Origin of the sequence: Saezia sanguinis, assembly GCF_963921665.1 — a bacterium.
In the GTDB taxonomy this organism is placed as follows: Bacteria; Pseudomonadota; Gammaproteobacteria; order Burkholderiales; family Burkholderiaceae_C; genus Saezia; species Saezia sanguinis.
Map to the genome: position 1 here is coordinate 51,844 of NZ_CAWUGC010000005.1, position 26,033 is coordinate 77,876.

Annotated in this window: 25 protein-coding genes, 1 pseudogene and 2 riboswitches; of the genes and pseudogenes, 11 read left to right on the forward strand and 15 right to left on the reverse strand. The window is 52.0% G+C overall.

Annotation, left to right across the window (positions count from 1 at the left end; genetic code table 11):
• The first annotated feature begins 14 nt into the window (after positions 1–14).
• The 9 genes from gatB to crcB all read left to right on the forward strand — a co-directional run bounded on the left by gatB (position 15) and on the right by crcB (position 9,278).
• Positions 15–1,466, forward strand: coding sequence for an Asp-tRNA(Asn)/Glu-tRNA(Gln) amidotransferase subunit GatB (gatB, locus tag AACY98_RS04230; RefSeq protein WP_339801983.1), 1,452 nt, complete (start codon positions 15–17; stop codon positions 1,464–1,466).
• A 148-nt stretch (positions 1,467–1,614) separates the two neighbouring features.
• Positions 1,615–3,552: an ATP-binding cassette domain-containing protein gene (locus tag AACY98_RS04235; protein ID WP_339801986.1), complete on the forward strand. Its 1,938-nt coding sequence runs from the start codon at positions 1,615–1,617 to the stop codon at positions 3,550–3,552.
• A gap of 344 nt (positions 3,553–3,896) precedes the next feature.
• The gene (locus tag AACY98_RS04240; RefSeq protein ID WP_126980999.1) at positions 3,897–5,060 is read left to right on the forward strand and encodes a 3-deoxy-7-phosphoheptulonate synthase; all 1,164 of its coding nucleotides are present in this window, start codon (positions 3,897–3,899) and stop codon (positions 5,058–5,060) included.
• A 199-nt stretch (positions 5,061–5,259) separates the two neighbouring features.
• Positions 5,260–5,736 carry a GyrI-like domain-containing protein gene (locus AACY98_RS04245; protein ID WP_339801990.1) on the forward strand — a complete coding sequence of 159 codons (477 nt, stop codon included), beginning with the start codon at positions 5,260–5,262 and terminating at the stop codon, positions 5,734–5,736.
• A 209-nt stretch (positions 5,737–5,945) separates the two neighbouring features.
• The gene (locus tag AACY98_RS04250) at positions 5,946–7,304 is read left to right on the forward strand and encodes an FAD-binding oxidoreductase (RefSeq protein WP_404948045.1); all 1,359 of its coding nucleotides are present in this window, start codon (positions 5,946–5,948) and stop codon (positions 7,302–7,304) included.
• A 115-nt stretch (positions 7,305–7,419) separates the two neighbouring features.
• Positions 7,420–7,650, forward strand: a complete 231-nt coding sequence (locus AACY98_RS04255; RefSeq protein WP_339801994.1) for a YgdI/YgdR family lipoprotein — start codon at positions 7,420–7,422, stop codon at positions 7,648–7,650.
• Positions 7,651–7,700: 50 nt separating this feature from the next.
• The gene (locus tag AACY98_RS04260; RefSeq protein WP_339801997.1) at positions 7,701–7,928 is read left to right on the forward strand and encodes a YgdI/YgdR family lipoprotein; all 228 of its coding nucleotides are present in this window, start codon (positions 7,701–7,703) and stop codon (positions 7,926–7,928) included.
• Between the two features lie 67 nt (positions 7,929–7,995).
• Positions 7,996–8,592, forward strand: coding sequence for a UbiX family flavin prenyltransferase (locus tag AACY98_RS04265; protein WP_339802000.1), 597 nt, complete (start codon positions 7,996–7,998; stop codon positions 8,590–8,592).
• Positions 8,593–8,617: 25 nt separating this feature from the next.
• Positions 8,618–8,687, forward strand: a riboswitch (Fluoride riboswitch).
• A 207-nt stretch (positions 8,688–8,894) separates the two neighbouring features.
• Complete coding sequence (gene crcB, locus AACY98_RS04270; protein ID WP_339802003.1) at positions 8,895–9,278, forward strand: fluoride efflux transporter CrcB; 384 nt, start codon at positions 8,895–8,897, stop codon at positions 9,276–9,278.
• Between the two features lie 40 nt (positions 9,279–9,318).
• On the opposite strand, the gene AACY98_RS04275 is transcribed toward crcB, so the two are convergent.
• The 6 genes from AACY98_RS04275 to metX form a co-directional block, all read right to left on the reverse strand.
• On the reverse strand, positions 9,319–10,212 hold the full coding sequence (locus AACY98_RS04275; protein ID WP_339802006.1) for a ParB/RepB/Spo0J family partition protein: 894 nt from the start codon (positions 10,210–10,212) through the stop codon (positions 9,319–9,321).
• A gap of 63 nt (positions 10,213–10,275) precedes the next feature.
• Positions 10,276–11,064, reverse strand: a complete 789-nt coding sequence (locus AACY98_RS04280) for a ParA family protein (protein WP_126981006.1) — start codon at positions 11,062–11,064, stop codon at positions 10,276–10,278.
• 132 nt (positions 11,065–11,196) lie between these two features.
• The gene (gene rsmG, locus AACY98_RS04285) at positions 11,197–11,859 is read right to left on the reverse strand and encodes a 16S rRNA (guanine(527)-N(7))-methyltransferase RsmG (protein ID WP_339802010.1); all 663 of its coding nucleotides are present in this window, start codon (positions 11,857–11,859) and stop codon (positions 11,197–11,199) included.
• A gap of 17 nt (positions 11,860–11,876) precedes the next feature.
• The gene (gene mnmG, locus AACY98_RS04290) at positions 11,877–13,865 is read right to left on the reverse strand and encodes a tRNA uridine-5-carboxymethylaminomethyl(34) synthesis enzyme MnmG (RefSeq protein ID WP_339802013.1); all 1,989 of its coding nucleotides are present in this window, start codon (positions 13,863–13,865) and stop codon (positions 11,877–11,879) included.
• 394 nt (positions 13,866–14,259) lie between these two features.
• Positions 14,260–14,841, reverse strand: coding sequence for a methionine biosynthesis protein MetW (gene metW, locus AACY98_RS04295; protein ID WP_339802016.1), 582 nt, complete (start codon positions 14,839–14,841; stop codon positions 14,260–14,262).
• A complete protein-coding gene (metX, locus tag AACY98_RS04300; protein WP_339802018.1) occupies positions 14,838–15,974 on the reverse strand; it encodes a homoserine O-succinyltransferase MetX in 1,137 nt (378 codons plus the stop codon). The genes metW and metX overlap by 4 nt, the downstream gene beginning before the upstream one ends.
• Positions 15,975–16,027: 53 nt before the next feature.
• Positions 16,028–16,103: riboswitch (SAM riboswitch) on the reverse strand.
• 242 nt (positions 16,104–16,345) lie between these two features.
• On the opposite strand from metX, the pseudogene AACY98_RS04305 reads away from it, so the two are divergent.
• Positions 16,346–16,696, forward strand: a pseudogene (locus tag AACY98_RS04305) (RNA recognition motif domain-containing protein); the annotation flags it as partial.
• A 68-nt stretch (positions 16,697–16,764) separates the two neighbouring features.
• Here AACY98_RS04305 and AACY98_RS04310 read toward each other — a convergent pair.
• The 9 genes from AACY98_RS04310 to rpmH form a co-directional block, all read right to left on the reverse strand.
• Positions 16,765–17,556, reverse strand: coding sequence for an SDR family oxidoreductase (locus AACY98_RS04310; RefSeq protein WP_339802023.1), 792 nt, complete (start codon positions 17,554–17,556; stop codon positions 16,765–16,767).
• Complete coding sequence (gene lptC, locus AACY98_RS04315) at positions 17,553–18,206, reverse strand: LPS export ABC transporter periplasmic protein LptC (protein ID WP_126981013.1); 654 nt, start codon at positions 18,204–18,206, stop codon at positions 17,553–17,555. Before lptC ends, AACY98_RS04310 begins: the two co-directional genes overlap by 4 nt.
• Before the next feature lie 9 nt (positions 18,207–18,215).
• Positions 18,216–18,797, reverse strand: a complete 582-nt coding sequence (locus AACY98_RS04320; protein ID WP_339802027.1) for a KdsC family phosphatase — start codon at positions 18,795–18,797, stop codon at positions 18,216–18,218.
• Between the two features lie 36 nt (positions 18,798–18,833).
• Entirely contained in the window at positions 18,834–19,823 is a 990-nt protein-coding gene (locus AACY98_RS04325) for a KpsF/GutQ family sugar-phosphate isomerase (protein WP_339802030.1), read from the reverse strand.
• 52 nt (positions 19,824–19,875) lie between these two features.
• Positions 19,876–21,294: a tRNA uridine-5-carboxymethylaminomethyl(34) synthesis GTPase MnmE gene (mnmE, locus tag AACY98_RS04330; protein ID WP_339802033.1), complete on the reverse strand. Its 1,419-nt coding sequence runs from the start codon at positions 21,292–21,294 to the stop codon at positions 19,876–19,878.
• A 140-nt stretch (positions 21,295–21,434) separates the two neighbouring features.
• Positions 21,435–23,114: a membrane protein insertase YidC gene (gene yidC, locus AACY98_RS04335; protein ID WP_339802036.1), complete on the reverse strand. Its 1,680-nt coding sequence runs from the start codon at positions 23,112–23,114 to the stop codon at positions 21,435–21,437.
• The gene (gene yidD / locus AACY98_RS04340; RefSeq protein ID WP_423817518.1) at positions 23,107–23,448 is read right to left on the reverse strand and encodes a membrane protein insertion efficiency factor YidD; all 342 of its coding nucleotides are present in this window, start codon (positions 23,446–23,448) and stop codon (positions 23,107–23,109) included. The genes yidC and yidD overlap by 8 nt, the downstream gene beginning before the upstream one ends.
• Positions 23,445–23,933, reverse strand: a complete 489-nt coding sequence (locus tag AACY98_RS04345) for a ribonuclease P protein component (protein WP_339802042.1) — start codon at positions 23,931–23,933, stop codon at positions 23,445–23,447. The genes yidD and AACY98_RS04345 overlap by 4 nt, the downstream gene beginning before the upstream one ends.
• Positions 23,934–23,976: 43 nt before the next feature.
• Positions 23,977–24,111: a 50S ribosomal protein L34 gene (gene rpmH, locus AACY98_RS04350; RefSeq protein ID WP_126981019.1), complete on the reverse strand. Its 135-nt coding sequence runs from the start codon at positions 24,109–24,111 to the stop codon at positions 23,977–23,979.
• A 408-nt stretch (positions 24,112–24,519) separates the two neighbouring features.
• Between rpmH and dnaA the strand changes: the two genes are divergently transcribed.
• Positions 24,520–25,956 carry a chromosomal replication initiator protein DnaA gene (gene dnaA, locus AACY98_RS04355; RefSeq protein WP_339802046.1) on the forward strand — a complete coding sequence of 479 codons (1,437 nt, stop codon included), beginning with the start codon at positions 24,520–24,522 and terminating at the stop codon, positions 25,954–25,956.
• The last annotated feature ends 77 nt before the right edge of the window (positions 25,957–26,033 follow it).

A 26,033-nucleotide genomic window follows, 5' to 3' on the forward strand; every position in this document is an offset into this window, starting at 1 on the left:
AGGATATGTGATCCATGACACAGCAGAATTTACTGGTCCGCGGTTGGGAAGTCGTCATCGGCCTGGAAACCCATGCACAACTGGCGACAAACTCCAAAATGTTTTCCGGCGCCTCCACTGCTTTCGGCGCAGAACCGAACACCCATGCCTGTGTGGTCGATATGGCACTGCCCGGCGTACTGCCGGTTGCCAACCGGCAGGCTGTTGAATATGCCATCATTTTCGGCTTGGCGGTCAATGCCACGGTTGCGCCATTATCCATTTTTGCGCGCAAAAACTATTTTTACCCCGATCTGCCCAAAGGCTATCAGATCAGCCAGTTTGAAATCCCGGTCGTGCAGGGCGGAGAAGTCCATTTCATGGTGGATGGACAGGAAAAAACCGTACGCCTGGTACGCGCCCATCTGGAAGAAGATGCAGGCAAATCCGTTCACGATGCCATTCCCGGCATGACCGCCATCGACCTGAACCGGGCCGGAACACCTTTGCTGGAAATCGTGACCGAGCCTGACATGCGCTGTGTGGTTGAAGCCGTCGAGTATGCCCGCACACTTCATGGCCTGGTCACCTGGCTGGGTGTATGCGATGGCAATATGCAGGAAGGCTCATTCCGCTGTGATGCCAATGTCTCAGTGCGCCGTCCAGGTGAGCCGCTGGGAACCCGGCGCGAGATCAAAAATCTCAACAGCTTTCGCTACCTGCAACAGGCCATCGAATACGAAATCCATGCGCAAATTGATATTTTAGAAGAGGGCGGCGCAATCAAACAAAGCACCGTGTTGTTTGATCCGGGCACAGGTGAAACGCGTGCCATGCGCTCCAAGGAAGACTCTGCGGACTACCGCTATTTTCCGGACCCCGACCTGCCTCCGCTGGTCATTGCGCCGGAATGGGTTGAACGGGTGCGCCAGAGCATGCCAGAGCTTCCCGGCGCCATGGCGGAGCGCTTCATCGCAGACTATAGCCTGCCCAAATACGATGCCGCCATCATCACCCAAAGCAAGGCGTTTGCCGATTACTTTGAAAGCGCCGCCAACGCCTGCAAACAGCCAAAACTCGTCGCCAACTGGCTGATGGGCGAGGTTTCGCGCCGGCTGAACTCGGAAGAAAAAACCATCGATGAAGCACCCGTCAACGCGGCAACTCTGGCCGCGCTGATTGCCCGCATTGCTGATGGCACCATCTCTAACAATGCCGCCAAACAGGTATTTGAAGCATTGTGGACGAATGAGGGCGACAATGTTGATCAGATCATTGAAGCCAAAGGCCTGAAACAAATGAACGACAGCGGCGCACTGGAACAGATGATTGATGAAGTGCTTGCCAACAATACCAAATCGGTTGAGGAATACCGCGCCGGTAAGGACAAAGCGTTTAATGCCCTTGTGGGGCAGATCATGAAAGCCTCTAAAGGCCGGGCCAACCCTGCACAGGTCAATGCGTTGCTGAAACAGAAGCTGGGATAAGTTTATCCATACCGTTTTCCCGCCATACATGACAGTACCGTATGGCTGTTGTATGCTACGGCAGAAAAATTTTCAATGGCCATCATCGCAATGAAAGTGGTCTGCCATGCCCCATTCCTATTTTTAGCTTTCACATTAACCACATCCTATGGCACTCATCACACTGCAAAATGCGCAACTGGCTTACGGTCATGTCGCTTTATTGGACCATGCTGACTTTTCACTGGAAACAGGTGAGCGCGTCGGGTTGATCGGGCGCAACGGGGCAGGGAAGTCGTCTTTGCTGAAAATCCTGGCCGGGCTGGAAAAACCAGATGACGGCACCATCCAGTGGCTGGGCGGCAGTGGCAATGAACGCACGCTCAGGATGATTTATGTGCCCCAGGAGCCGGTATTTGCGTCAGGCATCTGTGTTTTCGACGCCGTCAGCGAAGGAGTTGCCGAAGCCAAGCAACTGCGCGCAGATTACGAAACCCTTGCCACCAATTCGCAAACAGACCCGCACCGGCTTGATGTGCTGCAAACACAGATTGAAGCGCTTGACGGCTGGACCTGGGAACAACGTGTGGATGAAACACTGCAGCGCCTGCACTTGCCTGCACAAACCATGGTCGACAGCCTATCGGGCGGCATGAAAAAACGCGTGGCACTGGCTCGTGCGCTGGTTTCCAGGCCAGAAGTCCTGTTGCTGGACGAGCCGACCAACCATCTGGATATGGACTCGATCACCTGGCTGGAAGAACTGCTGAAAACATTTGCCGGGGCCATTGTGCTCATTACCCATGACCGCGTGTTTCTGGACAATGTGGCAACGCGGATCATTGAGCTGGATCGAGGCAAACTCACCAGCTACCCGGGCAACTTTGCCGCTTACCAGCGCACCAAAGCCGAACAACTGGCTTATGAAGCCGTGATCAATGCCAAAGCGGATAAGCTGCTGGCGCAGGAAGAGGTCTGGGTACGCAAGGGTGTGGAAGCCCGCCGTACCCGCAGCGTCAGCCGCATTACACGGCTGGAGCAACTACGCGAAAAACGCCAGCAGCGCCGTGAAATGCTCGGGCAGGTCCGGCTGGGCGTGGACACAGGGGCCACCAGCGGCAAAATCGTTGCCGAGTTGCAAAACGTCAGCAAAGCATTCGGCAGCCGCCAGATCATTGATGACTTCAGCATCACCATCCTGCGGGGCGATAAAGTCGGACTGATCGGCCCGAATGGCGCCGGAAAGACCACGCTGCTGAAAATCATTCTGGGCGAATTGCCGCCGGATAGCGGCCAGGTTCGCCAGGGCACGCAGATAGCGGTCGCCTATTTTGACCAGTTGCGCGAACAACTTGACCTGAACGCGACGCTGGCAGACTTTATCAGCCCGGGCAGCGAGTGGGTGGAAATCGGCACCGAGCGTAAACACGTGATGAGTTATCTGTCGGACTTCCTGTTTTCACCGCAACGCGCCAACTCGCCAGTCAGCTCTCTTTCTGGCGGTGAACGCAACCGCTTGCTGCTGGCACGCCTGTTGGCGCGTCCTGCCAATGTGCTGGTGCTGGACGAACCGACCAATGATCTGGATATCGACACCATTGAACTGCTGGAAGAGTTGCTGCAAAACTATCCGGGCACCGTCTTTCTGGTCAGCCACGACCGCCAGTTCCTGGACAATGTGGTGACCAGCACCATTGCCTACGAAGGCAACGCCAGGTGGCGTGAATATGAGGGCGGTTATGAAGACTGGAAAACCCAGTCTGAACGTGCTGCCGCCATTGCCGTCGCCAACGAGGCAAAAATGTCGCCGCAAAAGCCTCAATCTCAACTGCCTGCTGCCGGGATACCGGCCACGACGCCAGCCAGCAGTACCGCAGCACGCCGCAAACTCAGCAACAAAGAGCAACGGGAGCTTGATGCACTGCCAGACCTTATTGACACGCTGGAAAAAGAACAGACAGAAATTGGCTCGGTATTGGCCGGCACAGACATCTACCAGAAAGAGCCTCAGCGCGTTGCTGTGCTGCAGGCCCGCTACAGCGAAATAGAAACCGAGCTGGAGGCCGCCCTGAACCGCTGGGAAGAACTGGGCAGCCGCAGCGCCTGATTTTTATCCTTCGCGGTATGAAATACGTCACGGATCCAACGCTGCGACAGCCCACTCTCAGAGGTGTCTGAAATGAATCGCATTCCCTTAACCTTATACATTTATGCGACACTTTTGCAATCAGGGCCGCATACTTCCAAAAGTTATGATATATTTGCAACCTATGCACAAGAATTCAGCAGTTTTCTTTTACGGTTACTTTTGGTTCTCAGTCCCCGGTGGACGAGAGGCAAGCGTGTAGTCGCAAGAAAGCTCTCCCAAAACCGCCGGTGGACTGTAAGCCCGGCGGTTTTTTTATGGCCTGAAATATTTTGAGCGAAACCCTACTACGAGGAATGGAAAAAATGAGTCAGAACGAACAACAATTTGCAGAAAGTTATTGGCGAGCACCGACAGACCGTACCAGCCAGACTGACAATGCTCGCATTCGGGAGATTACCGTGTTACCGCCACCAGAACATCTGATTCGTTTCTTTCCTATCCGCAACACCCCTGTTGAACAACTCGTAGCCACTTCGCGTGAGCGCATCCGCCAGGTCATGCGCGGCCAGGATGATCGCCTGCTGGTGATCATTGGCCCCTGCTCAATCCACGACCCCGAAGCAGCTCTGGAATACGCAGAACGGCTGGCACAGCAGCGCCGCCATCTTTCCGAAGATCTGGAAATTGTGATGCGTGTTTACTTTGAAAAACCGCGTACAACGGTCGGCTGGAAAGGGCTGATCAACGACCCCTACCTGGATCGCAGCTACCGCATTGACGAGGGCCTGCGTATTGCACGCCAGCTCCTTATTGACATCAATCGCATGAATATTCCGGCTGGCAGCGAAATGCTGGATGTGATTTCCCCGCAATACATTGGCGACCTGATTTCCTGGGGTGCCATTGGCGCCCGTACCACAGAAAGCCAGATTCACCGCGAGCTGGCCTCCGGCCTTTCGGCCCCGGTGGGCTTCAAAAACGGCACCGACGGCAATGTGCGCATTGCAACAGATGCCATTCAGGCCGCCAACCACCCGCACCACTTCCTTTCGGTACACAAAAGCGGGCAGGTTGCCATCGTTGATACCGACGGAAACCCCGACTGCCATCTGATCCTGCGCGGCGGCAGCGGTGCCACCAACTATGATGCGGCCAGCGTGGCCCAGGCCTGCGAGAGCCTGGCTGCCGAAAGCCTGTTCCCCTCTGTCATGGTGGACTGCTCTCATGCCAACAGCCACAAGAAGCACGCTGAACAGGTTACCGTTGCGCAAGACATTGCGCAGCAAATCACCAATGGCTCCAACAATATTTTCGGCGTGATGATTGAAGGGCACCTGAAAGAAGGCGCTCAAAAATTCACGCCAGGCAAAGATGATCCCAAACAACTGGTCTATGGACAAAGCATTACCGATGCCTGCCTGGGCTGGGAAGACTCCGTCAAGGCACTAGAAACGCTGGCAGAAGCCGTACGTGCCCGCCGTGCTGCGCATGGTAAGCAGCCCCGTTCCGTTGCTGCTGCGGCCTGATACAGATACATTTCTTCAGGAACAACACATAAAGCCATTCTGTTTGAAACAGAATGGCTTTTTCTTTGTGCCGGCAAAACGTTTATAAAAACGGCATCAAGCCCAAAACTTGTCATCGTTGGTCAACATTTGCTCTATTTTTGACTACTGTATGTTTATACAGCTATGATGCATGCACTTGATCATTTCGGGAGAAACCATGGATTACAAATTTTCAGTTGTCGAATTGCCTGAAACACTCATTGCAGGCATCACTGTACAAACAGATATGCAAAACGCGTCGCAGACCTGTTCGGCATTGTGGGAGTCATTTGAAGCACAAGTCATCAATAAGATTCCCGCTGCGGCCATGCCGCAAAATCCGGATGCGTTCGGTGTCTCACGCATGCTAGACGAACAACGTTTTATTTACTGGGCCGCTATTGAAGTCCAATCCGCAGATAATCTGCCTGCAGGCATGCAAACCATGCGTATTCCTGCCGGGTTATATGTCGGGGGCCAGATTCCTGGCCTGGATAAACTTTCCGATGCTTATACCGCACTGTTTATGCAATGGCCCCAGTCTCAAAATACCTATGCTCTCGACATGCAAGGCATCAGTTTTGAGCTGTATCGGTGCGGATGGCAGATGCACGATCCGCTGTCGCTTTATGCATCTGTCGTGAAGAAAGAGTAACTCTTTGTTTAAGCATGCCAGGATGACGCTGACCGATTGTGGATGAGTACCTGCAATTGCATGCTTTACAAGCGGTTTCCGCACTGTTAAACAGATTCATTTCGTGCGTTTTACAATAGATATCTTTGTTTTTCATTGATATCTATTTTTATATGCACTCGTCAGCTTCCTCTGCTTCAACAACTTCACGCCGCATGATTCCCGCAGAAATGATGGATCAGCTGCAATCCCGCTTTGCCGAGCGTTGCAGCCTGGCCCTTTCTGTGCGGCAACAGCATGGGCGGGACGAATCCGTGTTTGATATCGATCCGCCCGATGTCGTCGTTTTTGCAGAAAGCACAGAAGACGTTGTATTTGTGGTATCGCTGGCAGCACGCCATAAAGTCCCGGTCATACCATATGGTGCCGGCTCATCGCTGGAAGGGCACCTGCTGGCACTGGAAGGCGGCGTCAGCCTTGATGTCAGCCGGATGAACCAGATTTTAAATATCAATGCAGAAGACCTCACAGTCACCGTGCAGCCCGGCGTCACCCGCGAGCAACTCAACGAGGCTTTGCGGCACGACGGCCTGTTTTTCCCGATAGACCCGGGCGCCAACGCATCTATCGGCGGCATGACCGCCACCCGGGCATCCGGCACCAATGCTGTGCGCTATGGCTCCATGCGCGAAAATGTATTAAAGCTGAGCGTCGTCTCGGCCAGCGGCGACATCATCCATACAGGAACCCGGGCCAAAAAATCCAGCGCCGGCTACGATATGACCCGCCTGTTTGTCGGCTCGGAAGGCACATTGGGCGTTATCACCGAAATCACCCTGCGGCTGTACCCACTGCCTGAAGCCATTTCGGCAGCGGTTTGCTCGTTTCCCAGCATCGAAGCTGCTGTGCGAACCACCATTGCAGCCATTCAAATGGGCATCCCGCTTTCCCGCTGCGAGTTCATGGATGTAAATGCCGTCACAGCCGTCAACCGGGCAGAGCATCTGGATTTGCAGCTTTCGCCTTTATTACTGATGGAATTTGCAGGCTCGCCCTCTGCTGTACGTGAACAGGCCCAAACCATGGCAGAAATTGCCGAAGAACATGGAGGACAACATTTCAACTGGGCAGAGCAACCGGAAGACCGCTCACGCCTGTGGAAAGCACGCCACCGCGCCTATTTGTCGGGGCTGAAGCTGCGCCCGGGCTGCCGGGCGATTACAACGGATGTTTGTGTGCCGATCTCGCGCCTGGCCGATTGTGTACTCGAAACCATTGCAGAAGCCAACGCTTCAGGCATTCCCTATTTTGTAGTGGGTCATGTGGGAGACGGCAATTTTCATATGTGCTACCTGCTTGACCCGAATAACCCCCAGGAACTGGAAATTGGCGAGCAGTTGAATCACCATGTTGTGCAACGGGCTATTCGCATGGAAGGCACATGCAGCGGGGAACACGGCGTGGGTTTGCACAAACAGGCATTTCTGATTGAAGAAACGGGAGCAAGCGCTGTTGCCATGATGCGCAGCATCAAACACGCATTGGATCCGGATAACATCATGAATCCCGGTAAGGTGTTTACCTGGTAAGGTTGCGGGCCGTTTGGCGTTTATGTTAGAAAGAAGGGTCCTATGAGATTGTTTTTACAGGAGGGCACTATCTCAATTCGATACCCTTTACTATCATATACGCAAGGAGAATAGTATGAATTTCAAAACCATTGCCGCATTGTTTTTAGCCGCAAGTCTGGGAATCCTCGCCGGTTGTTCATCCACACCATCGGTCATTACGCTGAAAGACGGCACCCAGATTTACACCGTTGATAAACCCGCATTTAATGAAGATGATGGTTTTTACACCTTCGAACGCATTGAAGGCGGCGGCGTTACAACCGTTAACAAAGATGAAGTCATTAAAATTGAATCGCGAGAATAAACCTTATGACTGGCGGTATACTGACCGCCAGTTTTTATTTAAACTCCGATATGATGAAACCACACAAAAAACTCATTTCCCTGCTGGTGCTCATCTGCGCAGCAACCATTGCAGCATGCTCATCACCAACGGTGATTACATTGAAAGACGGGCGAGAGCTCCTGTCTGTAGACACACCCAAACTGGATAACGAAACCGGCTTTTATTACTTTACACAGCCTGACGGTAAAGAAACCGGGGTAAACAAAGAAGAAATACGCTCCATTGAATCCAGATGAAGCTGTTGTTTCATCGCTTTTGGGGTAGCTCACCCCCATTTCCTAAGGCTCCATGCGCCTTTTAAATATGAAAACCAGACGTATTATCATCGGAATCAGCGGCGCCAGCGGTTTTATATATGGTGTACGCGCACTGGAACTGCTCAAGCCTATGGGCATCGAAACACATCTGGTGGTTTCCAAGGTGGCCCAAATCACCAGAACGCATGAAACGGCGCTGGCAAAAGACCAGGTTGAAGCCCTGGCCAGCGTTATGTACCCCATTGACGATATTGGCGCTGCAATTGCCAGCGGCGCATTTAAAACCATGGGAATGCTGGTTGCGCCGTGTTCCATGCATACACTGTCCAGCATTGCCAGCAGCGCAGGCAACAATCTGCTGACCCGTGCTGCCGATGTGGTGCTGAAAGAACGCCGCCGGCTGGTGCTGATGGTGCGTGAAACCCCGCTGCACCTAGGGCACCTGCGTAATATGACATGCGTTACCGAGATGGGGGGCGTCATTTACCCGCCCGTCCCGGCCATGTACCAGCACATCCAGACCATTGACGACATGGTGACATACAGCGTAGCTCGCGCGTTGGATCTATTCGATCTGGACGTGCCCGGACTCTCCCGCTGGGGAGAGGATAGCGGCCTAAGCTCCCGCAAACTTGCCACTTGAGAATTTGCCGGGTATGCGTTAAACTGGAAGCACTGGAGATGGCATACCTCCTTTAACCGCTGCATTTTCATGTGGCTGATGATGCCTACAGGTTCTGTTCAGGAACGCTGTAGGCATTTTTCTTTGCTCTCTATGCCGTATCCTGATCAGTCAGTTCAATTTTCACTTTGGTAACTGATAATGATGTTCAGCGAAAACAAAACGGCCTACGCTTACAATACCCCACAATGGCACCTGGCAGTGCTATTTCAAACACTTGTTTCTCAGACTTGCAATGTTCAGGAGAGAAGGGGACAGATATCATGCTGATCGCAATTGTTGTCATCAGTCTGGGTGCAGCCATCGGCGCGTTATGCCGCTGGGGGCTGGGTAACGCACTGAATATGTTATTTCCGACACTGCCGCCGGGTACTTTGCTGGCCAACCTGATTGGTGCTTACATCATCGGTGTTGCCATTGCCTTTTTTGCCAGCCACCCTACGCTGCCCCCACAATGGCGGTTTTTCATCGTCACCGGCTTTACGGGTGGGCTAACCACATTTTCAACATTTTCAGCCGAGATTGTTGAACTGATTCAGCATGCCCGCTGGGGTTGGGTTGCCGCAGGCATTGCCTCCCATGTTGGTGGCTCCGTTGCAATGACGTTGTTAGGCATCGCCACTTTTATGCTGTTCAGGCCCGCCTGACGCAGGCCCAAAATCAGAAATTTTAAATAAAATCAAATAGTTATCTTAACTTTTCCAGCAATCCGTCCAGCTCGTCCAACGAGCCAAACCCGATGACCAGTTCACCCTGGTCGCCGCGTTTGGTCCGCTTTTTCAGGCGGATTTCTACAGGGGCCGCCAGCTTATCGGAAAGCTCCTCTTCCAGCCGTCTCAGGTCGCCGTCTTTTTCCACTTTGGTTTTTTCTTTACCTGTATGGTGCTGCTGTACCTGCTGCTTCACCAGCCGCTCTGCCTGCCGCACAGACAGTTTTTTACTGGCGATTTCATTCGCGGCAGTCACTTGCTGAGCACGTTCCAGTGCCAGCAGGGCACGGGCATGCCCCATATCAATATCGCCAGCCATCAACATGGTCTGTACAGGTTTGGCCAGATTCAACAGACGCAGCAGGTTAGATGCCGTGCTGCGCGAGCGCCCGACAGCTTTCGCCGCCGCTTCGTGTGACATGCCAAATTCATTGATCAGGCGTTGCAGGCCATGCGCCTCTTCCAACGGATTCAGGTCTTCGCGCTGCATGTTTTCAATCAGTGCCATGGCCGCAGCGGCTTCATTGCTGACATCGCGAATCAGCACCGGTACTTCGGTTAGCCCGGCCAACTTAGCCGCACGTGTACGCCGCTCTCCAGCAATGATCTCATACGCGGTATTGGCCTTATCCTTGCCATCTACCGGACGCACCAGAATCGGCTGCATGATGCCTTGCGCCTTGATGCTTTCGGCCAGCTCATACAGGGCACCTTCATCCATTTGCGTACGCGGCTGGTATTTTCCGACTTTAAGCTGTTCAATTTTCAGGGTATGGATCCCTTCACCAGCATGCGTTTGCTGTTCTTCCACTTTGGGGCCTAACAATGCTTCCAGCCCCATTCCGAGACCTTTTGGTTTTTTAGCTGCCATGTCTTTTCCTATTTCTATCCGTGTTTTGTTGCGGCTCAGCTCGTATGATGTGCAGGTGCTTCATCAGTTCCACTGGCTGGCCCGTTCAACCATTTCAGAGGCAAACTGAACAAATGCCTGAGCCCCTTTGGAAGAGGCATCATACACCACGCCTGGCATGCCATAGCTGGGGGCTTCCGCCAGCCGCACATTGCGTGGAATCACCGCATCAAACACTTTATCGCCAAAATGCTCTTTCAACTGCGCGCTGACCTGTTGTTGCAAGGTCATACGCGGATCAAACATGATGCGCAATAACCCAATGATTTTCAGCCCCGGATTCAGGTTGGCATGAATCTGTTTAATGGTATTGACCAGGTCCGTCAGGCCTTCCAGCGCAAAGTATTCACACAGCATAGGAACCACCACGCCGTGTGCACAGCATAAGCCATTAAGCGTCAATAACGACAACGAAGGAGGGCAGTCAATGATAACAAAATCATAAGCATCTGTTACTTCTGCCAATGCATCTTTCAGGCGCAGATTGCGCCGCTCCAGTTCAACCAGCTCAACTTCAGCCCCAGCCAACTCCCGGTTTGCGCCAACGATATCGTAACCTGCTTTTTGTTCGTCAAACGGCGCACGCCTGCGCGCCTGCACAATACTTGCATTACCAATCAGCACATCGTAAACGCTGGTTGTCTGTTCGCGCTTATTGATACCCGAGCTGGTGGTTGCATTGCCCTGTGGGTCCAGGTCAATCAACAGAGTCCGTTGCCCAACCTGCGCCAGGCCTGCTGCCAGATTGACGGCTGTGGTTGTCTTGCCGACACCACCCTTTTGATTGGCTACACAAAAAATTCGACAGGCCATGATATGCGCTTCCTCATAACGGATTACCCCTCAACTCTCAGATGCATCTCTATTTTTATCTGCTCTTGATTATGACACAGACCTTTGGCAGAGCAGAGCATTCGTCACCTTGACTCTCAATTATTCTGTGGTTCACTGCTCAGCAGGAAATGGCCGCATCCACACCAGACAGCGTTGTGCACCCATCTGGGGTACGTGCAATTGTTCCACGTGAAACACATTGACACTATTCTCGATCTGCCTGATTTCATCCACCGGCTCTTTGCCTTTCATTGCACACCAGACACCCTGATGGCCTAGCAACGGGGATGTGAGTTGGATAAAATCTGCCAGAGAAGAGAATGCCCGCGAGATCACCAGACTAAAACGCTGCTGAGTGCTTTGCAACTGTTCAACACGCACATGTTTCGCTTGCAGGTTTTTCAGTTTTAAAACACCTGCAGCCTGCTGCGCAAATGCCATTTTTTTTGCTACCGCATCCACCGCTGTAACCGACCATTCCGGCAGCATTATTGCCAGCACAACTGCAGGCAATCCTGCACCGCTGCCAACGTCCAGAATATGGGCTCCGGGAGTATATGACACCTGTTTTTGCAGAGGATGAATAACTGCCAGGCAATCAAAAATATGCTGCACCAGCATTTCATGCACATCACGAACTGCGGTCAGGTTGTATACATGGTTCCATTGGTGCAGTTGCCTGATATAGTCAAGCAGTTGCACAATCTGTGTTTCCGATGCACGCAGATCCAACAACTCCAGCCCTTGCAGCAAGGAAGTATGGAGCTGTTCCATTGTCAATTCATCCTGCTTCATTGCTGCTTTTCACTTTCAGCTGTATCGGTTTGCGCAGACGTTTCCCGCTGGTGCTCTGCCTGCACACGCCGCAGCTTCTTCAGGTAGATCAGCAGCAACGAAATCGCCGCAGGGGTTATGCCTGAAATGCGCGAGGCCTGTCCCAAAGTCTGTGGTTTATGCTGGTTCAGCTTTTGCCGCACCTCTATCGACAATGCACTCACTTGCATATAGTCCAGATCGGCAGGCAAGGGGAGGGTTTCAAAAGCAGCGGCTTTCTCCACTTCATCTTTCTGCCGGTCAATATACCCGGCATACTTAATCGTAATTTCAACCTGTTCCCGTACTTCCGGTGGCAATGTTTCACGTGAAACAGTTACAGGCATCCCCGCTTCATCTGTTGGTTGGGGCGCCAGCGACAAAACATTTTCCAGCGATATGCCAGGGCGGCGCAGCAGATCTGCCAGTGCATATTCGTGCTCAATCGGTTTGCCCAGCACCTTTTCCACCTGTTGCATATCTGCCGTCTGCGGGCGAATCCACGTACTGCGCAAATATGCCAGCTCGCGGTCAATCATATCGCGTTTGCGGCAAAAAGCATCCCACCGCACGTCATCCACCAAGCCCAAAGACCGGCCCACAGCGGTCAAGCGCAAGTCGGCATTGTCTTCACGCAATTGCAAGCGGAACTCCGCCCGGCTGGTAAACATGCGATAGGGTTCTGTAACGCCTTTGGTAATAAGGTCATCAATCAATACGCCCAGATACGCTTCATCACGGCGGGGCAGCCAGGCAGGCTGTCCCTTCACATATAAGCCTGCATTGGCTCCGGCAAACAAGCCTTGTGCTGCCGCCTCTTCGTAGCCTGTGGTGCCATTAATCTGCCCGGCGAAAAAGAGTCCTGAAATCTGCTGCGTTTCAAAGTTTGGCTTCAGCGACCTGGGATCATAATAATCATATTCAATCGCATAGCCCGGCCGCAGGATAAATGCGTTTTCCAGCCCCGGCATGCTGCGAACCAATGCATACTGGATATCAAATGGCAACGAGGTTGATATGCCATTGGGATAATACTCATGGGTTGTCAGCCCCTCCGGCTCCAGAAAAATCTGGTGTGATGACTTATCCGCAAACCGGTTGATTTTGTCTTCGATACTCGGACAATACCGCGGACCCACCCCCTCAATCACACCGGTAAACATCGGGCTGCGGTCAAACCCGGAGCGGATAATATCGTGGGTATGCTCATTGGTATGTGTGATCCAGCAGGGCACTTGCCTGGGATGCTGGTTGGCGTTACCCAGAAAACTGAAAACTGGGATCGGGTCCAGGTCGCCTGGCTGTTCCTGCAGTTTAGAAAAATCAATGCTGCGCCCGTCAATGCGGGGTGGGGTTCCTGTTTTCAGGCGGCCTTGCGGCAGCTTCAGCTCTTTCAGCCGGACAGCCAGTGTAGAGGCGGGTGGATCACCGGCACGGCCACCTGCATAGTTATTCAAACCAATGTGAATTTTTCCGTCCAGAAACGTACCAGCCGTCAGCACCACCGCACGGCCGGCAAACTGAATGCCGGCCTGTGTCACAGCACCACAAACACGCTCGTTCTGGCCGTCACTCTCCAGCATCAGATCCACCACTGGCTGCTGAAACAGCCACAGGTTCGGCTGGTTTTCCAGCCGCTGGCGAATGGCGGCTTTATATAAAATACGATCCGCCTGGGCACGTGTTGCACGCACCGCCGGCCCTTTCGAGCCATTCAGGATACGGAATTGAATGCCGCCCTCGTCGGTTGCCGCAGCCATGGCACCGCCCAGCGCATCAACCTCTTTCACCAAATGCCCTTTACCGATTCCGCCGATCGACGGGTTACAGCTCATTTGTCCCAGTGTCTCAATATTGTGCGTCAGCAGCAAGGTTTTACAGCCCATGCGGGCGGCTGCCAGCGCAGCCTCAGTGCCGGCATGGCCACCGCCAACCACAATGACATCAAATTTGTCCGGATACAGCATGAAATCCTTTTTTGGCAAATTGCCAAGTTCTTCATCAAAAGTGCTATTTTAATTCTGACGCCAATGGTATGGATGGTATCGCCGGGATATGTGAAAAATAATTATGGTTTTCAACAGCCTGCGGCAGCCGCTTCTTTCATTCCGATAAAAAGCCGGCAAAAAAAAACCAGAACATTTTGTCCTGGTTTAATGTCATGATCACACTTTTATTTTTTCGGGGGTTTATTTTTAAACTTCTCGTTGTCTAATTCTCCTCGGGCCTCCTGCAATCAACCAACTATTGTCAGTTGGCCATCGCATTAAACCCATGATAAGAGAAATGTAATTAAATGGCATCGGGACAAACCCTAGATGCGGTATCCCAACAGCAACACCATGGTCACAATCGCCTTGCTTATTGATTCAGCAAAAAGACCGCCAAAGAGGCCCGCAGGTTGGGAAAACGGTGGATAACTCTGCCGTTTTGCAACCCGAAGCTTTTCTGCACATGCAGTCCATTGCGTTCTGCCAGAATCTCAAAGTCGACAAACGTACCCACACGGATGTTGGGCGTGTCATACCATTCATAGGGCAGGGTGCGGGTCACCGGCATGCGGCCTTTTAGCACCGAAAACCGGTTGGGCCAATGCGCAAAGTTGGGGAAGCTCGCCACCACCTGACGCCCGACACGGGCTGTTTCCCGCAACACAGCTTCCAGGTTGCGGATATGCTGCAATGTATTGATCTGCAACACCACATCAAAGCTACGATCATCAAAGATCTTCAGCCCATCCTCCAGATTCAGTTGCAGGACATCAACGCCACGCTGAACACACTCATGCACGTTGGCATCATCAATTTCCACGCCATAGCCGGTACAGCCCCGTTCGTCGCGCAAATAGGCCAGCATTTCGCCATTGCCACAGCCCAGGTCCAGCACCCGGCTTCCCGTAGGTACCAGGTCTGCCAGTAACTTCATTGTCGTGCGTCCGGTCATGGCTGAACCTCCTGCGCAATATGATCAAAATAGGCTTTGACAACCGCATGGTAACGTGGGTCTGTCAGCAGAAATGCATCATGTCCATGCGGGGCGTCAATCTCTGCATAGGTCACCGGATGTTTATTGTCCAGCAACGCCTTGACAATCTCCCGGCTGCGCTCCGGTGAAAAACGCCAGTCCGTCGTAAAACTGATCACCAGAAACCGAGCCAGCACATTGGACAACGCAGCGCTCAAGCTGCCGTTATACGCTTTTGCCGGATCAAAATAGTCCAGCGCTCGTGTAATCAGAAGGTAGGTATTGGCATCAAAATATTCACTGAATTTATCTGCCTGGTGTTTCAGATAACTCTCTATCTGAAACTCCACGTCAAAACTGTAGGCCGCATCGCCATGGTATTCGGGACGGCGTTCACGGCCAAACTTCTGCTGCATGACATCGTCACTCAAATACGTGATATGCCCCAGCATCCGCGCCACCCGCAAACCATTGCGGGGAATAACACCTTCCTGCAGATAGTTGCCGCCACAGAAATCCGGGTCACTCATAATGGCACGCCGCGCCACCTCATTAAAAGCAATGTTTTCTGTGGAAAGATTCGGCGCTGTCGCCACCGCCACACAGTGCCGCATGCGGGCAGGGTATTGCAGCGCCCAGGAAAGCACCTGCATGCCGCCAAGGCTGCCACCCATGACCGCCGCCAGTTGTTCAATGCCCAATGCATCGAGCAGCCGAGCCTGTGCAGCAACCCAGTCCTCTACGGTGACCACCGGAAAATCCGCACCATACGGCTGCCCCTTGACAGCAGAATCCGGATTTGGATGCGTGGGCCCTGTAGAGCCAAAACACGACCCCAGATTATTGATGCCGATGACAAAAAAACGATCGGTATCCACAGGTTTGCCTGGGCCAACCATGTTATCCCACCAGCCAAGGTCATCCGGATCATTGGCATAACTGCCGGCAACATGGTGCGATGCATTCAACGCATGGCAAATTAAAACCGCATTGCTGCGCTGTGCATTGAGCTGCCCATAGGTTTCATAAACCAATTGGTAGTCATGAATCTGCGCTCCGGAAGACAACTGCAATGGTTGCGCAAAATGCATGGTCTGTGGTTGAACAAGCATGACAAACTCATCCCATTAAAAAAACCGGCTCTGCCTGACCAAGCAAGAACCGGTTTTATCAACGGGTGCCCACTTTAGCCGGATTTATAAAGCGCCCGCAAGCCGGAACAAATCAGCGCTTAAGTTGTAATTATGACACACTTTTTACCCTTACGTCCAGTCATTATTTCACAAAAAACCCGTGATTCCACTGGAAAACCCTTGATTATTGGCACTTAACCGCGTATAGGTGTTAAAAAAAGTTCCCCACAAGAAAAGATTCTGACTGATAATGAGGGCGTGATCGGATTGTTGCCTGAGTGAGTTATTGATTTCTTTAGGAACACCATCGCTTTATCTATTTCTTTTTTAGTTCCTGGAGTGTTTCTCAAATGGGTAACAAATTATATGTAGGCAATCTGACCTACTCTATGCGTGACGAAGACCTGCAACAAGCGTTTGCTGAATTTGGCACCGTTTCTTCTGCCAAAGTCATGATGGACCGCGATTCCGGTCGTTCCAAAGGTTTCGGCTTTGTCGAAATGAGCAATGACAGCGAAGCACAGGCCGCCATCAATGGTCTGAATGGTCGTCCAGTTAATGGTCGCAACCTGGTTGTGAACGAAGCCCGTCCGCGTGAGCCACGTCCTGCAGGCGGTGGCCGTGGTGGTTTCGGCGGCGGTGGCCGTGGCGGTAGCGGCGGCTTTGGTGGCCGTGGCAACGGCGGTGGTCGTGAAGGTGGTTTTTATTAATCCCTCATTGAAAGCCTGACCGCTTTAAAAAGAAAAGCCATCTGCATTGATGGCTTTTTTTATTGTTCACTCTGGCGCTGCTTGCGCTCGCGCCCAATGAACAAGCGGTCAAACAGCCAGTTTGGCATCAGCCGCATGACTTTGGCCACAATGCCCATCTGCCAGGGAATCACCGCATATGACTTATTGCGCTCAATTGCACGCATGGCTCTGCGCGCAAATTCCTGTGCAGAAAGCAAAAAGGGCATTGCATAGCGGTTATGCTTCGTCAGCGGCGTTGCCACATAGCCTGGCAATACCGTCAGCACACGCACACCATGTTTGCCCGTGGCTTCGCGCATTTCAAGCCGTAAGCTTTCACAATAACTGATAACGGCCGCCTTGCTTGAGCAATAGGCCCCATGGCCGGCCAGCCCCCGAATGCCTGCCACACTGGCAATACCCACCAGCTTGCCGCTGGCGCGTTGCTTCATCGGATGGATAAATGGCTGAAACGTTGCCATCATCCCGATGTTATTGGTTTCATACACGCGGCGCATCACTTCAATATCCTCCAGCTCTGCCGTATCAATACCGATACTGATACCCGCCGCGGCGATTACAACGTCCGGAAGACCTTTTTCCTCAATACAACGCTGGCCTGCAAGCGTGATTGCACCAATGTCTGTGACATCAGCTGCATAAATGGTGTAAGACGCCGGGTTGAGTTGCTGCGTTTCACACCATTGCTGCAACTCGGAGACCCGCCTGGCCACCATGACAACATGCCAGCCTGCTTGCACATAGCCGTGTGCCAATGCCTGACCGATGCCGCTGGATGCACCGGTAATAAAAACAATTTTTTGACTCATGGCCGGTTCACCACCACACCACGCACATCCCCCAGCATCTCCAGCGTATTGGCAGCGTTATGATAAATCATTCGGTCTGCAATGAAACGTGTTCCATCCTGCGTAATATCAACCGGCTTATTAGAAACCATGCGGTCTTCGCTGACCAGAATTCTCAGCTCATCGCCCCGGAATTCAACCTTTTCAGCATCCCCCTGGGCGTCCAATGGCTGCCGGGTCACATAGGCGTTATCGCGCAGTTCAATGATTTCATTGTTATTTAAAAGAAACCCCTTGTCTGCAATTGCCGTCGTCCGGTAAAACTCCAGCCCGGGAGTGCCCAGCACCGGCTGTGCCTGCTGCTCGTCCGTGCCGATTTCTGTGGTCATCATGTTGACTTGATCAACGGCAATGCGATTGGCTGCCGGATAGCGCCTGACTTGATCACCCGTCATCCAGGAGCGCAGCGCGCCGCTGGCATCAAAACGTTCCGCCATGAATTCATCCACAATGTAATCCGGCTCCTGCCTGGCCTCAACCGCTTCAACCACTTCTGGCGCAGCCGGTGTAATCTCCACCAGCCACCAAGTGGCTGCTGCCAGCAGTGCCATCACAATGACCGGCACATAAGTCAGCATCCAGTCAAGCACAAAAAAAACCGTCTTACGCATGATCCCGCCTTACACTTCCGGCTTTACCCATTGTCGATAAAAACGATCGTAACAACCACCCGCCAATAACAAAACATCGCAAAACTCACGCAATGCGCCATGGCCTCCGGCCACCTGCGTCACATAATGCACCAGCGCTTTCACTTCGGTATGCGCATTCAGTGGCGCCGCCGCAAATGCCGCGCGTGTTAACAAGGGCAGATCAGGCCAGTCATCGCCAATTGCGGCAATCTGGCCCCAGTTCAAGTCCAGCTCTTTCATGACCTGTTGCGCCACTTGCAGCTTATCTTCTACGCCATAATACGCATGCACAACCCCCAGGTTAGCCAGCCGCAGGCGCAATGCCGCGGTGTCTCTCCCTGTAATGACAACCGGTTCGATTCCTGCTTGTTGCAGCATTTTCAATCCGAACCCATCCAGGGTATGAAAAACCTTGAGCGTTTCGCCGGTTTCGGAAAAATAGATGCCGCCATCCGTAAAAACGCCATCCACATCCAGCAATGCCGCACGAATACCTTGTTCGCTCTGGCCCTGGGCCTGTAATAAAACCTCTGGGTCAAACTGCAAAACCGGATGTTGGCTGGTAGGCATACATTAACTTTCTGGTTACCGGGCGCGTACGCCCATTTAAATGACTTTGGCGCGCATCAGATCGTGGGTATTCACCACACCCACCAGTTGCCCCTGTGGGTTCACCACCAGCACCTGCGAGATGGCACGCTTTTCCATCAGTTCGGCAGCTTGTACCGCCAGCGCATCTTCAGCCACCGTCTGTGGATTTGCTGTCATGATATCACTTGCCTTCAAGTTACTCAGATGTTCTGTTGAATTCAGCTTTTCCAGCAGCCGGCGCAAGTCGCCGTCGGTAAAGATCCCCTGGACATGGTGCTGCTCGTCTGTTATCGCGGTCATCCCCAGGCCCTTTTTGGTCATCTGCAGCATGACTTCTGAGAAGCCCGCCTGAGGGAATACGATCGGTGTTTCCTCCATTGGACGCATCACGTCGCGCACATGGGTCAATAACCTGCGCCCTAATGCACCCCCGGGATGTGAGCGCGCAAAGTCCTCTGCCTTAAATCCATGCGCATCCAGTAATGCCATGGCCAGCGCATCACCCAAAACCATCTGGACGGTTGTGCTGGCAGTGGGTGCCAGATTCAAAGGACAGGCTTCCTTCTTGACGCTGGCATCAATCACCACATCGGCAAATCTGGCCAGCGTTGAATGCACATTCCCGGTCATTGCAATCAAAGAAGCGCCCAAGCGCTTAATCACCGGCAGAATGGCCGTAAGCTCCTCGCTTTCCCCTGAATTGGAAATCCCCAGGACCACATCCTGCGCCGTAATCATTCCCAGATCGCCATGGCTGGCTTCTGCCGGGTGTACAAACAATGAAGGAACTCCCGTTGACGCCAGGGTGGCGGCAATTTTGCGCCCGACATGGCCGCTTTTACCCATGCCCGAAACAACAACATGGCCCTTAGAACTCAAAATCAAACGTACCGCATCTACAAACGACTCTCCCAGTTGTGCTTTCAAGTGGCTTACCGCGTCTTCTTCAATCTGCACCGTTTCGCGTGCACATGACAAAATGCGATCATGGTCAATGTGAATCATTTCAACCTTCTCTCTGCTACTGCATTAAAACTGTCTGCGATTTGTATCCATTTCATTTGCCGATACAGAACTGGCTAAAAATCACTCCCAACAGATCGTCCGCACTGAATGCCCCGGTGATTTCTCCTAACGCCTGTTGTGCCAGCCTCAACTCTTCTGCAATCAGCTCCAGTTCTTTGATTTTGCTGTTTAACAGCGCCTGTGCCTGTACAACATGCTCCTTTGTCTGCCGCAATGCCTGCACATGCCGTTCGCGGGCCATGAAAACGCCGTCAGGCACGGCCTGCCAGCCAGCAATCTGCAACAATTTCTGCCGCAATGTATCCAGCCCGGCACCTGTTTTTGCTGAAATTGAAATTTCTGCACCTGATAAAGGCAATGCCAGATCATGAATATCTGCCAGATCGCATTTATTGTAAACCTCCAGCATGGTCACCTGGGTACCTACCAATTTCGCAATTTGTTGATGCAGTTCCTTCTCTAACGCTGCATATGCCGCATCTGCGGTACGCGAGGCATCGTGAAGAAAAATGACGGCATCAGCACGTGCAATTTCCTGCCAGGCACGGTCTACGCCGATCCGCTCAACCTCATCCTGTGTTTCGCGCAAACCGGCCGTGTCAATCACATGAATCGGCACACCGTTAATCTGTATAGTTTGAGTCACCTTATCACGCGTGGTTCCAGCCACCGGCGTCACAATGGCAACATCCACACCGGAAATGGCATTCAGCAAAGAGCTTTTGCCCGCGTTCGGCTGCCCGGCAATCACAACAACCATTCCCTCCCTGAGCAAGGCTCCCTGCTTGGCGTTTTTCAACAGGTTTTCCAACTCAGACAAAATGCGCGCTGTCTGACCTGCAGCGTCATCCCGCTGTAAAAAGTCAATGTCCTCTTCAGGAAAATCCAATGTGGCTTCCACCAGCATGCGCAGGGCAATCAATGCTTCCAGCAAGGTCTGAATCCCGCGGGAGAATACACCTTCTATGGAACGGCTGGCAGAGCGCGCCGCCATTTCTGTCGTGGCATTAATCAAATCGGAAACCGCTTCTGCCTGCACCAGGTCCAGCTTGTCATTTAAAAAAGCACGTTCAGTAAACTCGCCCGGCCTGGCCAGTCGCAATTGGGGTAAAACGTGCTGTCCTTCCGACGTTACAGATGCAGCAAGCTCCAAACAGCGCTGCTGTAGCAGTTGTAAAACAACCGGGCCGCCATGGGCCTGCAGCTCCAGCACATCCTCCCCCGTATAGGAGTGGGGAGCCGGAAAGTAAATCGCCAGCCCTTGATCAATCGGATCGCCATTCGCCGCATTAAACGGCAGCAGCGTTGCAACACGTGCAGGAAGTTGTACCCCCAAGAAAGCATTCATAAATGCCTTCAAATCCGGGCCCGAAAGGCGCACAATGCCCACGGCGCCTCTTCCAGGAGCCGTTGCAATGGCAATAATAGGATCTTTCCGGTCGTTAAGCATCAGTTCAACCTAACAAAACAAACTTCCAATTCGGCGTGTTTTACCTAAGGCGTGTTAACCCGCCCATAATCTAAAACAAAACCGCCCGTTCTGTTGCATACAGAAAGCGGGCGGTTATCGGGATAACAGCTATAAACGTCCTATTTCCGTGTCACACCCAGACGTTTATTGATAAACCACTGCTGTGCAATCGACAGAATATTGTTTGTCACCCAGTACAGCACCAGCCCGGACGGGAACATGAAGAACATGACAGAGAACACCATCGGCATGATCCACATCATCTTGGCCTGCATCGGGTCAGGCGGCGTCGGATTCAGCCAGGTCTGGAACAACGTGGAAGCTGTCATGATGATCGGCAGAATATAGTACGGGTCTTTTACCGACAAATCCGTAATCCAGCCAATCCACGGTGCATTGCGCATTTCCACCGAAGACAGCAGAACCCAGTACAGCGCGATAAATACCGGAATCTGCACCAGAATCGGCAGACATCCACCCAGAGGATTGATTTTTTCCTCCCGGTAAATACGCATCATTTCCTGCTGCATCTGCTGCGGTTTATCCTTATAACGTTCCCGCATTTCCTGTACACGCGGCGCAACCGCCTTCATCTTGGCCATGCTGCGATACGCACTTGCGTTCAGCCAGAAGAATGCCGCTTTGATCAGCACCACCAGCGCCACAATCGCCCAGCCCCAGTTATTCAAAAGACTGTGCAGCATGTTCAGCAGCCAGAACAGCGGCTTGGAGAAAATCTTGAACATGCCATAGTCTTTAACCAGATCCAGCCCCGGTGCCAGTTTTTCCAGCACGGTTTCATTTTGCGGCCCGGTGTAAAGTTTGGCTTCCGAAGTCAGGCTTTCACCTGGGGCCAACGTCTTCAACGGCGCAATCATGCCGATCGCAACCCGGTTATTACCCAGGGAGCGTGTGTAATACGTCCGCTGCGTTCCTTCAGGCAGCAGCCAGGCCGTGACAAAATAATGCTGCACCATGCCGACCCAGCCATTATCGGTCTGGGCATTTAACGGCTTCTTGCCTTCGACAATGTCAGAAAATGCCACCTTATTGTATTTGTCATCCTGCGTATAGTATGCCGGGCCTGTGAATGTATGCCAGAACATGGAGCCACCAGGCAGGGCGTCGCTGTTGCGAACCAGTTGCAGATACAGTTCCGGCGTTACCGGCACGGCACCCGTATTAACCACCTCTGTTCGCATATTGATGACATAGCTGTCACGTGTGAATTCAAACGTTTTAACAACCTGTACGCCATTGACCGCATCCGACTGGAACTTCACCGTCAGCGTATTTTGTCCCTCGGCCATTTCCAGCGGCCCCGCCACCAGATGCATCAGCGTATTGTGTGTTGGAAATGCTTCGCCGCCACCGGCATTGATAATACCTGTCTGCGCTTCATAAGCGTATGCAGGGCTTAACAGCCGGAACGGTTGCTCTTTATCCTCCTGATCAGCAAACCTCAACAGACTTAAATCTGTTATTCTGGCGCCGGCCGTATCAAAAGTTAAACGGTAAACATCCGTGGTAACAACCACTTTTTCAGCAGAGCTGTCCTGTCCTGCAACAGGCATGGCAACATTGTCAGATCCTGCCGGTTGAACACCGGAAGCCGTCGGCACATCCTGATCTGCATTTTGAGCGCCAGAAGCATTATTTGTTGCCTGTTGCTCTGTTGTTGTCGACCCGCCTGGGAAAAAAGTTTTCGGCCTGCCGTTATAAACCTGCCATTGGTCCCACAATAAAATCAGCGAAAAAACAAAAATGACCCATAGCAGGGTACGACGCAGATCATTCATGTGGAACCTTTATATGAGAAGAGTCAGTTTCAGCTGTTGACGTAGCTGCTGATTTTATGCGTTGTGAAGAAGACGGTGTTAACAGTCGTGTAAATAAGCCGCCAGGATCCAGATTCAACGTATCAGGGACCGGGTCACACCCACCCTGGCACCAGGGATGGCAACGCAGCAACCGGCTGGTTATCAGCAAAGAACCTTTGGCGGCCCCATGTTTTTCCAGTGCCTGCAACCCGTATTGAGAACAAGTCGGCTCAAACCGACAACTGGCCCCCAGCCACGGGCTTAGAAGTAAACGATAGCCTTTTATCAAGGTCATTAACAGCCACTTCATCAGCAGGACGCTCCTTTAATCAGGACCTGTTCAGATGGATACGAATGTTCCTTAGACCAACGCTGCTGTGCCTGTGCCAATAGATGCTGAATTTCCTGCCTGACATGCTGCTTCAATGCAGGTGATGAAGCGCTGTTCCATTGGCCTGAGTCCAGCGAACGGCGTAGCCGGATAATCCAGTCTCCCGCAGGCAGATCTGCTGCCGCGAGCGCAAATTGTGCCCGACACTGTCTTTTCACCAAAGAGCGTGTAACAGCGCGTTTTGCCCACCGCTTGGGAATAATCAATCCCAATCTGGAGCCCTGAAAAAACAAATTATCCACAGACTGAAGCTTTTCCTGCTGCGGCTCTGTAGATAACTTGCTGGCCCCATGGTGCAATACAAAATAAAAATTGCTGATACTGACTGATTGCTGCAACACCGCTTCAAATTGAGCATGTGTTTGCAGCCTGGCAACTTTCACCTGAACTTGAGGCGCGGAGGTCATTCAGCAACCGCTTTCTTACCGTAAGCAGTTGGAATAAATACCGTTACACTGCCAGGCGTTTACGGCCCTTGGCTCGGCGTGCACGGATAACAGCGCGTCCACCGCGTGTTTTCATACGAACCAAGAATCCATGCGTACGCGCACGACGTGTTTTAGAAGGTTGATAGGTACGTTTCATGATTTTTACCTGATAAATACTTAAAAATCAAATAGTTAAACATCTGATTTTTTAACCGCGAACAAATTGATGAAAAATTCACCAGCCCATTTGAAAACGTTTTAAGCATCCATATCCCTGTACTGTCGTTCAGCTTTGCAGCTATTTCACATACAGGCATACTGTGCCGTTATGGGTCATTTCAATCCGTATCAAATCACCCACAATACTGCCAAAACGGCTTTTCTCCGCTCACCTTATAAACGAAAGCAAGCTGAATCCTATTTTCACAAAATGCAGAACCCTTTATTACAGCAAATTTTTCCTTTTTAGTCAATATAGTACAGTGATACCCTGTAAGCAGTCATTTAAAATGACCACTTAAGAAACTGTGGATAAGTTTTCTTAAAAAAGATCCAGCCGACTATAATGACCGTCTATATTGGGGAAATATCCACAGTCATGAAAGACACTCTCTGGCAAGCCTGCATGGCTCAACTGGTCGCTCGCATACCAGAACAACAATTTAATACATGGCTTAAACCTTTGGCGCCTGCTGTCGTTGCGGAAGATCTGTCACACGCAACGCTGACTGTTGCCAACCGGTTTCAACTGGACTGGGTTCGCTCCCAGTACACAACGCACATTGAAGACATTCTGCAAGAGCTTTGCGGTCAGCCGGTCCGCCTGGAGGTTACCCTGGCTCAACGTCAGCGACCACAGGGTATTCAGCGCCAGCAAATGAACCAGTCCAGTGGATTACAAAAAATAGCCGTCCCGACAGAAATCAATCCTGCCAGTCAGACACAGCAGGTACCAAAAGCAACGGCAGAGCACCTGCGCCATTTTTCCCATCTGAATCCTAACCTGACCTTTGAAAACCTGGTGCCCGGGCGCGCCAACCAGATGGCACGTGCAGCAGCACTGCATGTCGCCCATGAACCTGGTGTGCTGTACAACCCGCTCTTTGTTTATGGCGGTGTCGGGCTGGGAAAAACACACTTGATGCATGCAGTCGGTAACCAGATGGTCTCCGACAATCCCAATGCACAGGTGTTGTACATCCATGCAGAACAGTTTGTCAGCGATGTTGTCAAATCCTACCAACGCCGCACTTTTGACGAGTTTAAAGCCCGTTACCACAGCCTGGATCTGCTGCTGATTGATGATGTTCAGTTTTTTTCAGGCAAAGAAAGAACACAGGAAGAATTCTTTAACGCCTTTGAAGCGCTGCTGACCAAAAAAGCGCACATCATCCTCACCAGTGATACCTATCCCAAAGGCATGAGCAATATTGATGAACGCCTGACTTCGCGCTTTGACTCAGGGCTGACGGTTGCACTTGAACCGCCTGAGCTAGAAATGCGGGTTGCCATTCTGCTGAAAAAAGCCCAGACTGAAAACGCCCAGCTCAATGAAGATGTGGCCTTCTTTATTGCCAAAAATGTACGCTCCAATGTCCGGGAGCTGGAAGGCGCTTTGCGAAAAGTTCTGGCTTATTCCCGCTTTAACCAGAAAGAAATTTCGATACAACTGGCCCGTGACGCACTGAAAGACCTGTTATCTATCCAAAACAGACAGATTTCTGTTGAAAACATCCAAAAAACCGTAGCTGATTTTTATAAAATCAAAGTCGCGGACATGTATTCAAAGAAACGTCCAGCTTCCATCGCTAAACCACGCCAGATTGCCATGTACCTGGCCAAAGAACTGACACAAAAGAGCCTGCCTGAAATCGGCGAGCTCTTCGGCGGCAGAGACCATACAACCGTACTGCATGCGGTCAGAAAGATCACCTCGGAACGGCAACAACAATCTGAACTCAACAAACAATTACACGTGCTGGAACAGACCCTCAAAGGCTGATCCATCTATTTCATGAAACATACCCAATGACAACCGGACAAAACCTCTTACAACAGACTGAGACAGTAGCTGTAAAT